Here is an 11,375-nt window from a genome sequence, read left to right on the forward strand (position 1 = left end):
CCTGGTGGTGCTTCAAGTGATACTAAATTAAATCAGTTAAATATTCAGCTTGGTTTGAATGCAAGTAGGGCAATTTGGAGCTTTTTTCAACGCCATAGTTTGAGTAGTTTAATCAAGGGAAAAAACCGTTAATTGTACAGAGATACAATGGATTCTGTCGTTTAACGAATTCGCTTTATTAATTTGAAGGATAATTCGATTAAGCTAATCGGCATTCAAATTACAACATAGCTACCATTACCCTTGTTTTTTATCTTTCGATGCCACTTAATGACTAACTCACCCTGATTCAAGAGCTTATCTAATATTGAAAGACTTTGCCTGATGTTGATTTCGTTTATTATCATCTCAATTTGAGTATTCTTTGAGACGCGGTAACAATCCAAAGAAACTCAGAAGCACAACTGTAGTTGCTGCAATCACCATTTTAATCTCAAAACCATCTATATTGCTGAAACCTTGGTGAATTGACCGATCAAAAACTGCTTGGTTGATATCAAATGTCTTTTGATTAGCTGTTTTAAATTCTTCAAACAGCCAGTTGGACTGTCCAGACTTATTTCCTACGCATAGAGCGATCGCCTCTTGATGCTTGCCACTGCGCTCTAACTGGCGAATTTGTTGGTCAATGGCAAGGTATTGACCCAAACTCACGAGACTGGCGAGGGTGGCTTCTTTTTCACCTGGGAAGGTGATATTATTCAGTTCCTCAGCGATGTAACCTTTAAAACCATCTATCTTTTTACCCTGAGAATTATAGGCAGATGCTATAGTTTCAGCAGTTTGACCTTGAGGAATTTGGGCAATTTGCACTATATTGCTGAAAAAAGCTCGTTCGTAGTTCGTAGCAAAAGCTGGGTCAAGTAAATAGCGGCTTTCAGCAGCATTAGCGATGTAGGCATTAGCACTAGCTTGTCGCAAGGCGTGCATAGAATTAAACGCATCTTCTTTAGCCGTTCGGAGATTATCCCCAGCAGCCTGCAACGTGACTGTGGTATAAGTTAATAAAGCCAAGGCGATCGCTGTGGCAACCAACAGCATAGGATTGAGGGTGCGGCGCATCCTTTGACTCAGAAATATCTGAATCCCTACTAGCACAATCATCAGTGCTGCACCAGAAACAAAAATTAAGATCAAAGAATTATTAGCAGCAACCTTTTGTTCGGTATAAGTTTCTTCTAAAGCTTGTATATTTACTTTATCTAACTCGTCGGCTGCTGGCAGTAAGGTTTTATCCATAAGTTCCGCAGCTGCACGGTAAGCAATCAGCATAGCGTTAGTATCACCGCGTGCGTGAAAATCCCGTGCCTGCTGAATTTGGGCTATGTAGTTACCTAAGCCGAGTTGCATCGTCTGAATGGGTTTTCGCTCTTTATCTGCGTAGGTGATATTCTCAGCAGCAGCAACTAATCTTTCAGCAGCTTTTTGGTATTGCTCTTCGTAACCTTTGACTGCATCTTGGTTTTGTCCTGCTGGTACTAAAAGTTCATTAGCGACATTAGCATCCATATCGGCAAATGCGTCCTTGAGGCGTTGAGCAGTGACGATGCTGGGTGTGGAATCTTGACCAACGGTTTTGATCGCGTGTCTTTGCCCTTGAACTGCGCTAATAATCGCAATCAGTAATAGTAAACTGGTTGCTCCGGTTAAGTATAATCCTATCTGGAGTCGTTCTGGAGTCGTCAATTTATAATTTTTCTGACTGAAAAGAGCGATGATTTTACTCATATATTTTATTTACAGGTTTATCCTAATTTCCGAACAGCTTTCACCGCGATCCGAGTCCAATGTCCAAGGGTAAATTCGTCTCCATCGTGAAGTTTTATATCTACCATCGGCTTCAATTCCACAGCTTTTAATTGTGTACCATTAGCAGAACCAATATCACGGAGAGTTAATGTATTGTCTGTTTCCAGAGTAAGCAAGGCATGGCGGTGTGAGACAGCATCATCAAAATCTAAAGCAATTTCTGGATGAATTGCTCTGACTTCGCTATTGCGACCAATTAGGTTAATTGTCTTATCGAGATGAAATGTAATCGGTGGCTGATTTATAGGTGGTTCTGGACTTTCGGGATGGCGTAAAGATGGGTCAATATAGACAACTAGATCCCAACCAATAACTAACAATTGAGAATCTATTAATCCAGACCTAGAACTATTGGTATTCGTCTGTCGCATTGTTCTCATTTCTTCTTGGGTGCGTTTGGCAATGGGTACTTCACCATGCGCCCCTGTGACGAAGTTGTAACCACAAATTTCACAAAAATTGCCACTGTTTGATTCATGGGCGGTGCTACAATCTGGGCAATTTTCTGTGGACTTAGTTGGCGTTACTGTTGAGTCAATTGTTTTTTGGACGAATGGAAGTTCAGGTACACCCAGAATCTTAGTACCGCACTCTGAACAAAAATCTAATTCAGTTGATTCATGTCCTTTAGGACATTTATAGATTGACATAGTTACTGAAGTAATTTTTTAAATCGGTATAAGTCGTTTGTATTTACCAATAACAATTAATTCGGAGATTTAGGAATTCGAGTAGTTTTTGTGGAACGTGTTTCCAATGCCATTGCATCTTCTTTGGCGACTTCTCGCTTCAACCGGACTGTCCCTGTCGGTGCATCTTCCACCTCAACTACGGTTTTCAGTAGTTTGGCTGTGGCTTCATTCCCTGATTCATGGGCTAGTTTTACTGCCTTGCCTAATTTGGCAGTAGCAAGCTCAATATCATTCCTAGCACGAGCTTCCAATCCTTCTTGAATTGACTGAGCCAGTTCTGCTTGTCCAGTATAGTGGGCAACTCGCCGATCGATTTTGGTAGATTTGGCTTCATCATTAGTCCAGGTTGCCAAAATGCGTGCTTCTGCAACTTTAGTTTCTGTGCCGTTGAGGGTGTATACTAAACTGGCTCGACCTGCTAACATTTCATCGCCGATATTACCTGGATTGACTTCGATACAGAAGTGGTAATCACGAGACTCGTTACTTCCCCAAGCTCCAGTGGGATAATCAACCATCTGAGGCTTGACAGGTTTATGGCGGTGGGTAAGGTCAACAATATCGGGACTAACTTGTTTACAAAACAAGACTTTGGCTCCTTGTGGTGTCCATAAACGTAAAGCGACATCGCTGACATTTTTACTCATGGCTTTTTCTAAAATGGCACGAAAGTCACTTTCAATCATTGCGGCGTTGGGAATAATATCGGTTGTCCCTAAAAGTTTGCTGGCAATTTCTTGAAGTTGAGCAACTCGCCAATCAGTTCCGACACCACGACAGTCACACTGAAAGACACCTTCACATTCAAGTAAAATTTTCTTCAAGGATTTCTCATCAGAATCATCATTTTGCCCATCGGTGAGTAGTAGTGCTTGACGAACTGCGCTAGGCATCTTTTTGAATTGTGTTAAGGCTTGAGCCAACCAAGTAGACATGAGAGTACCGCCATTAGCTAAAGTACTCTTAATAGATGCGATCGCCTCTTGCTTTTTTTTTGTCGTGGCTGGAGAAACAGGAAAAACTACAGTGGCTTTACCAGCACCGGTGACGATGAAGAAATGGGCATCCTCTGGGAGCAATTTCACAATTTTGGTCATTGCATCTTTGGCTGCATGTATCTTGTCACCTCCCATTGAACCGGATGTGTCGCAGATAATACCAAAAAGTCTGCCATTGTGCCCAGTTGCGATCGCACTATCGCCTTTTTCGACGGTAATGGTCATAATGGCATCAACTTCTCTGGCTCCTTGGGGTAGATATTGGTTTTGAAAAACTTCGGCTTTAAATTGATCAGACATAGTGTTTTGTTTGTTTGAATAGGGTTTTTTTAACGAACCGCAGAGGTGCAGAGAAGCCAGTGCGTTGGGGAGCCAGTGCGTTGGGCGGCGAGCCACTCTTGTTGCACCTGGCGTCGGGTTCCCCGACTTGAAGCAACTGGCGCGACACAGAGAGAGAAGGAAGAAAAGGAAGAGGAGGAAGAAATACTTAACAAACTGTATTGTTTTATGAGTATGAGAGTTTAATTCAAAAACAGAGAACAGCAACAGTAATGTTGTCATGTCCACCACGATTACGGGCAAATTCTACAAGAGTGCGAGATATGCCGATCGCATCTCGATCGGGCGATCGCTGCACTAGGTTAGCTAAATGTGCTGTATCTAAGGTATAGTTCCACAGTCCATCACTACACAAAATCAGATATCCAGAACCAGGAATAGTAAACTTCACAATTGAGGGAACAGCATCTTCAACGGCATCTGCTCCCAGCCAGCGCGTAATTGCGTGAGCTTTGGGAGATAGTCTAGCTTCTGCTTCGCTGATTTTTCCGGCTGCGACTACTTCAGTTAACCAGGAATCATCCTGAGTCAATTGTTGGTAAATGTGAGCAGAAATCCAGTAAGCGCGACTATCACCTAACCAGCCAATAGTAGCGATACCTTCTTGAACAATTACAGCCACAATAGTTGTAGATGGTGGTTCCAAATCTCCACTATTTCTATAAGAAATATTACATACATTAGCTAAAGCAGTAGCAAAAGCTGATTTAATTGCCGAAGCGGAATTTTCCCCTGTTTCCCACGCATTAGCTAGAGCCAGACAAGTACTTTCAGCAGCAGTTTTAGCAGCTAAATCAGGTTTTTCGGAACTAGAAACTCCATCACAAACTACGAGAATATTTGGCTGACTGCTGTTGAGTTGTTGTAAAGCGAGGAAATCTTCATTGCGGCTGTGTTTGAGTCCGCGATCGCTAACTCCGGCTAGCTGTGAATTAATTATTACTTCTAACCAATCATGCACTGGTGGTTCTTGGCGAAATCCACATTGGCAACAGTAGCCTTCAGGATCAATTCCTGCACCACATTTTTCACATTTATCGATCGCAGTTGGCGGTTTACTAGCCCTTAAGGGTGTACCGCATTCTTCACAAAATTTATCATCAGCTAAAATCGATGCACCACATATACACTGCATAATTTGCTCTCATTAGGTTTAACGAACTTTGGGGGTTTAAGTCCCCTGTCTCTACAGACAGCGCGTTTTGATGCCTAAGCTAAATCCCCGTCACAAAACGTAATTGCGAATTGCGAATTGGTTTAAATTAGGGTTCTGGGACGTACCCGATTAGCTTCATCAACTAAAGAGATTTTTTCGTCTTCAGTTGCGAGGTGCGCCATGTCGCGTAAGGCTTTTTCCAATCCCTTTCTCAGATGCACTTCTTGTAATGGCTGTCCCAAAATTGTTAAATCAGCAGCAGCTTGGAGTTGGCGCGAGGTGATTAAATTGAGAGCAGTTTCTAATACTTGTTTAGTCAGGCGATAGCGATCGCTACCAACTAAAGTCAGTGCTTCAATGGCCACAGAAGCGGCTTTGAGTTCTTGAGTACCTGGAGCCGAGCGATCGCCATTGATTAAAGTTCGGGCAATTTCGACTCGCGCTCGTGTATATAAATTAGAAGTTTGCGGAATATTTTCCAAAGCTGTCACAGCACCATTGCGATTTCCAGTGGCACAAAAGCAACGTGCTAACCCAAAAGCTGCTGATACATAACTCGGATCGGTGCGGGACACCAAACTATACATCTTAATTGCTAATTGGTAATTTTCGGCAAGTTCTGCGGCTAACCCCAGCGCCAGTTTCGGAGCTAATTCTCCTGGTAAATCAAAATAAACTTGGTCAAATGCTTTCTGCGCCTCTGCGGGTTGATTTTGCGCCATCAGCGATCGCCCACGATACCAAAAGCTCCGCCAATCCCAAGGATCTTTAGCTACGACTTGGGCTATAGCTTGTTCTGCTTCTTGGTAATCATTGGTATCAATTAAGGTATTTGCCCAGCGCAACAAGGCTTCAGTTGATTTCGGGAATTGCTTGACAACAACACCTAAACCGACGGCTCGCTGGACTGGATCGGCGATCGCGCTGGCATTTAGGACTGCATTAAAGCCCGGATCGCTAGCATCTAATATTGGTATCGGTAATTGCTGATATTCTGGCTTAATTGGTTCAAAACTTCCACTGTGGGTAATGGCCAACATATCGCCGCCAAACAGGTTACTGGTGGTGGGACGGGGAATATTGGTAGAAATGGCAACAACTTCCCGCAGTACACCCAATAACTGATCTGCCATTTCATCGGCTGACTGAAATCGGTCATCAGAATTTTCGGCGGTGGCTTTAATCAGAAAGCGATACAGTGATTCTTGTTGGGCAAATAAAGGTTCTTCTTGGGGACTGGGAAGTGTGTATAAATGTTCCTTACTAAAACCTTTAATCTCGGTGAGCAACACCGCCAAAGTTCTGCCAATGGTAAATAAATCGGAACCGATTGTTGGACCTTCGCCGGCTTCAGGAGCGCTATAGCCGACTGTACCGTAAATATCACCATTAGGATCGTCAACGCGACGGACACCACCCAAGTCGATTAATTTCACGTCGTTGTCTTCGATCATGATGTTATCTGGCTTGAAGTCGCAGTATACCAACCCCAAGGAATGTAGATAGGCAAAAGCTCCCAAGATGCGGTGAATATATGCGATCGCTTCTGCTACGGGTAACGCCCCGCGAGTTTTGCGGATTTCTTTGAGGGTTTTACCGCCCACATACTCCATGATGATAAAACCTTCATTACCGTGGTTGACGAAATTATAAATTCCCACGATATTAGAGTGTTTTACTACTGCTAGGAATTGTCTTTCTGCCACGGCGACGGCTGCACTGGATGCGTCTTCGCTGTTGAGCAATCCTTTCAGTACTACATAGCGAGATAAAGTTTTATCGAAGCCTAAATAAATCCATCCTAAACCACCATAGGCGATCGCTCCTTTAACTTCGTATTGCCCGATAACTACATCACCAGGCTTCAGAGTCGGAATAAAAGAATACTTCTGCCCACACTTGCTGCAAAATCCGTTTTCTCGTCGCAAAGAATGATTGCAATTACTACAAAAGCGTTTATTCTCTGGCACCATTGGGTTAGGAATAATCGCGTTTTCTGGCTCTGTTGAAGGTAGTTCTGGTACAGAAGTTAATCCTGCTCCTAGTTGTCTGCGGCTACTACGGGCAGAAGTGCTACTGGTACGCCGCGAACCCTTGGAACGATTGGTTAATGGAGAGGAACCTGTGGCTGTGGTAATTGGTGAACTTCTGAGTGTAAGTGAGGCATTTTGCTTCTGGCTGACATCAAGAGATTTTAATGCTGCTAACCCACAGACATTACAGTAGTCATCTTCAATAGTGCCAGTACATCCATTCCGCAGACAGCGAAGACTGTTCATTGAAGTCTCCTAAATCTATAGTCATAAATCATTGTTTATTCTTCTCCCGATCTTTTTCACCAAATATCTACTTTATCCAAAAAGCGAAGGTTGAAAACCGAGTGGAATTGTGTGCGACTTGTTCATACTTCCGACTTCCGACTTCCGACTTCCGACTTCATTTTTTATTGTTCCCCTAAAATTAGCTGTTTAAACGTTTTTCATATTGGGAAACTAATTCCGATGCCTTGTCTAATGGAGTTGGGCGGATATAGAGGAGTTGCGTTGCTTTTTGGGCTAAATCAACCAAGGTAATATCTTCAATCAATCCCCGCGCTAAGGCTTTAGCTTTGAGGGCATCCATTCGTCCACGTAACTCCCGACGAGTTTGTAACAAAGTACTATTAGCTGTGTACGTCTGTTGCTCTACAGTTATGTATTCTTTGGCTTTGGCTATCCAATTATCTAAACCGAGCATAACTGGACTAACTAAACCCTCCTCTAGCTTGTTTTGTAAGCGTGTGAGCCATTGGCTAAGGGCATCTATCTGCTCTTGGGGTAATGGAGTGTGCTTTGTTAGATACAAAACTTTTTCTTGGCTTTCCGTAAAAGTGGTAATAGATTGTGAGTGAAGTCTAATTAATTGTGCTAATAAATTGTGAGTGATCGCCAGTTTCTCTTGTATCTGAGCCTGTTGTTTCTGGGCTTGCTCTAAGACTAATTTAACTTGTGCCAATAAAGGTTTGAGTTGCCGATCTATCTCTTTGCTCACTCCTAAAGGGTCTTGCTCAATCCTTTCTCGTAGAGAAGCGATCGCCTCATGAGCTTGTACCAGTTCATTCCTAGAGGCTGGATTGAGTGATGCAGCTAAGTTTTGCCCTAAGATAATTTGTGATTCTGCATCTTGGAGTATAAATTCTAGATTTGTCCAAGCGGTATCAACCGCTAGAACTGCATCTCTGGCCACAGAAAAAGCCTGAGTCATTACTTGCAATAGTTGTGCAGGAGCGATCGCGTTTGCTTGTTGGGTCACAGTCAGTAATTCTCTCTGTGCCAATGGCGTTTGTACAACAGACAGATGAATCGAAGTGCCTGTTAATAGTTGTTTAATTTCATCAATTTTTTCCTCTGTTGCCAAAAATCGTGGTAGTTGCTGCCGCAATCTACTGGCTCGATCTATTGTTTGCACCAATAGGTCAAAGTACTGAAATAAATCGTTCATTGCCTCCAACGCTGGAGTCACTTTTTGAGCAGTAATGCCTGTCAAATGAACTTTAGGAAAACCAGGACTCCCACAAAGGCGTTGATATACTGGGAGTTCTTGTAGATCAAACAGGTTTTGGCTAACTACTTGAATTTTATTTTTCCAGTCAGCTAAGAGTTGATCAACAATTTTGGTTCTCATAACGAGTACTGCTGTATAAAAGGCTTAGTGGCAACATTGCCCTCGATTCTATCTTTATTTGTTATCCATCAACAACTGCTCTAGAATAAGCAATTTCTTCCTCGAATATAGAACCTGAAGAGATGAATTGTGAAAGAGTTGGTGTAGTAGATTATATCTTGATTATTTTTTCACAAATAGATTGGTCATCGGCTTAACTCCTTTAGTTGTGTCATTGGCAGAGTTTAAGTATTCATAGATGCCAAAAGCATCTTCAGTAGTTCGTAGCAATGATTAGTGATTATAGGGTGTGTTATCTACAACGCCTCGTGATGCGTGATTAGTAATCACAATCGTCGCAATGTGACCGCCACCAAAGTTAGCGTTACTATCAGGGTCAAAACCACAGCAACCTTGAATTTTGGCTTTGTCAGGAGGATTACTATCTTCATCCCAGGTAATAATAATTGCATTATTGCCAGACTCAGCCCACAACTTAGAAGTGGTGATTTGATTAACAACTTTTCCAATCATCATGTCGCCAGTTTGAATCAGTTTTTGCAATTGGGGACACTCTGCTAAACCGTGCATTTCATGACATTGGTTGAAGATGATGTGGCTGTAGTTGGGAACTTTATCACTGTTCAGGTCAGTAGTAAGTTGATCAATCCCGACTATTTTACTGGGTAAGTTTGGGTCATCTTGCACTTTTTTAAAGTTCAGAAAACCATTATGTTTGACCGCATATAATGCACGGTTGAGACTGGGAGCGACAACGGACTTAGAGCCTGGAGAAGGAATATCTTCAAAATACCCTTTCCAAGTCAGTCCCTTTTGTGACAACTGGTCGATTAAGCTAAAAGAGGTAATGGTATGGTTGGCATAGTCAGCTTGACGAGAGTTGTGGCAAAATTGCTGATTACTATTAGCAAAGCAATAGAAAGCATCATCATCATGAATACCAAAAGTACTGCCGCTTAAAATGGCAACATAGTTAGCTTCGCTAGGATGTACTTCGCCATAGAAATTACTAGCCAAACCATAGGTTTTTGCCAGTTGATTGATCATGGGTGCATTGGGATTGCCAATAATTTGGTCGTAGGATTTATTTTCTTCAACAATCACAAAGATATGGTCATATTTAGGGATGGCTTTGTCGTCTCGTGTAGGAGTTGAAACTAGAGTAGCAGTATTTTCAACTACTTGCGGTGGGTTAGTAGCTGATTGACTAGATTTTTGTGAGTTGGATAAGCAACTATTGAGTGTGAGGCTCAAGCTGAATAAGCAAATATGATGAAGAATTGTTTGAAGTCTAGGGTGTAATGACATAGATACTGAGTATAAATGTTAAGTATATGTCGAATGATTTGTCGGAGCAATAGAAAAAGAATGGGTCAAATACCGAAACTGCCCCCTATATCCGTGGCAAAACGGTTTATATCTGGCAGCACCGATTGTCTCGCCAACCAGTATGGGGTGAACGGTCAAACTTTGAAGCATTTTCTCTCTTGAGTGAAAGTAAACTGGTCTATACCAACCTCAGCTTTCTCACGCCATCCATTCAGTCCACTGTGGCGCATCTGCTACCAGTTGAGCAAATTTGTCAGGGCAAGCGTATTCAAACTCCAGCATCACACCCAACCGCTCATCACTCGTTAGCGTACTGAGTAATTCCTTTACTGCATCAACCCCGCATTCCACTCGCTCAATCGCCAGCCGATCGTAATATTTTACCCGCTCCCACCAAGAGCGAGAAATACTGCTCGGCTAGTTCTGGAGTTAACATTAAAGAAGTCGGAAGTCGGAAGTAAAGTTATTGTAAGGGGATTTGACCCCGACCCAAAACTTACCTATTTTTTGAACCGGGGGACTTAAACCCACGGAGTATGTTAACCAATTGGGGCAGTGACAAAAAAGTAGATATGACATGAGTAACAAAACATCCAAGGTCGGTGTCATTGGCGCAGGGAATGTGGGTGCAGACGTAGCAAATGCTTTAGTACTACTCCGTAAATGTGTAACAAAAGAATCTACCTTGTGCTTTTTCTAAAACCAATAATACTGGAAAAGAGAAAGTACCTTTCCAATCGTCAATCCAATCACTGCTATCACCAAACAAGTGCGTTAAGCAGACATATAATTCAGCCAAATTGAGTTTCTTTTTGTTCTCGCGTTCGGAAAGATAAAAGTGCATATAAAACATATAATCATCTTTAATAGGCAGGCTTTTTTGCCGAAGTTTTCTAAATTCAGCATCATCCAAACGCCAAAGCTCGTATGTAATATCTTTCCGTTTGAGCTTAACTTTACTGCGCTGTTTAATTTGTTTAACTACTTGCAACATGATAATTAATTGGCTCCAACTTTTTAGTAACAATGTACTATACTAATGTTTTAGTTGCAGCTTGACAACATGGTTAATGAAAATCCGCAGATAGAATTTGATAGCGCGTGGTAACAGATACTCCAACTGTATTTTGAACAGACCCCAAGGGTGTGGTGATTCAAGTCGTCGGGTGGGTCACTGAAAAAATAGAATAAATAGCATGAACGATACCGTACCATCTACAATGACACGCTCCCATCTGATTACTCATACTGGTTGTGGACAGGCTTACTGCTCCACATAGGCAGCTACCTTTTACAATAGACATCTCCGAAAACGGCATAAGTATCTCTGTGACTAACTTATAGGGTGCGATCGCTAGATTCGCAATCCGGCTAGTTTATACGATAGAA

The 11,375-nt window shown here is 42.3% G+C and carries 9 protein-coding genes; all 9 read right to left on the reverse strand.

The genetic code is table 11. The features are described from left to right. Nucleotides 1–348 precede the first annotated feature (348 nt). The gene (locus tag V7K27_RS15420; protein WP_334948612.1) at nt 349–1,728 is read right to left on the reverse strand and encodes a hypothetical protein; all 1,380 of its coding nucleotides are present in this window, start codon (nt 1,726–1,728) and stop codon (nt 349–351) included. A gap of 17 nt (nt 1,729–1,745) precedes the next feature. Continuing rightward, nucleotides 1,746–2,459, reverse strand: a complete 714-nt coding sequence (locus V7K27_RS15425) for an FHA domain-containing protein (protein ID WP_334948614.1) — start codon at nt 2,457–2,459, stop codon at nt 1,746–1,748. A gap of 56 nt (nt 2,460–2,515) precedes the next feature. After that, entirely contained in the window at nt 2,516–3,799 is a 1,284-nt protein-coding gene (locus V7K27_RS15430; RefSeq protein WP_334948616.1) for a vWA domain-containing protein, read from the reverse strand. Nucleotides 3,800–4,025: 226 nt separating this feature from the next. Continuing rightward, the gene (locus V7K27_RS15435) at nt 4,026–4,973 is read right to left on the reverse strand and encodes a PP2C family serine/threonine-protein phosphatase (protein ID WP_334948618.1); all 948 of its coding nucleotides are present in this window, start codon (nt 4,971–4,973) and stop codon (nt 4,026–4,028) included. 122 nt (nt 4,974–5,095) lie between these two features. Next, a complete protein-coding gene (locus V7K27_RS15440; RefSeq protein WP_334948620.1) occupies nt 5,096–7,273 on the reverse strand; it encodes a tetratricopeptide repeat protein in 2,178 nt (725 codons plus the stop codon). A gap of 181 nt (nt 7,274–7,454) precedes the next feature. Then, complete coding sequence (locus tag V7K27_RS15445; protein ID WP_334948622.1) at nt 7,455–8,657, reverse strand: hypothetical protein; 1,203 nt, start codon at nt 8,655–8,657, stop codon at nt 7,455–7,457. A 273-nt stretch (nt 8,658–8,930) separates the two neighbouring features. Next, nucleotides 8,931–9,965 carry an alkaline phosphatase family protein gene (locus tag V7K27_RS15450; RefSeq protein ID WP_334948623.1) on the reverse strand — a complete coding sequence of 345 codons (1,035 nt, stop codon included), beginning with the start codon at nt 9,963–9,965 and terminating at the stop codon, nt 8,931–8,933. A gap of 219 nt (nt 9,966–10,184) precedes the next feature. Next, entirely contained in the window at nt 10,185–10,337 is a 153-nt protein-coding gene (locus tag V7K27_RS15455) for a hypothetical protein (protein ID WP_334948625.1), read from the reverse strand. Nucleotides 10,338–10,638: 301 nt separating this feature from the next. After that, the gene (locus tag V7K27_RS15460) at nt 10,639–10,980 is read right to left on the reverse strand and encodes a hypothetical protein (RefSeq protein WP_334948627.1); all 342 of its coding nucleotides are present in this window, start codon (nt 10,978–10,980) and stop codon (nt 10,639–10,641) included. Nucleotides 10,981–11,375: the final 395 nt, after the last annotated feature.

It is taken from the genome of Nostoc sp., from assembly GCF_036919575.1.
In the GTDB taxonomy this organism is placed as follows: domain Bacteria; phylum Cyanobacteriota; class Cyanobacteriia; order Cyanobacteriales; family Nostocaceae; genus Nostoc.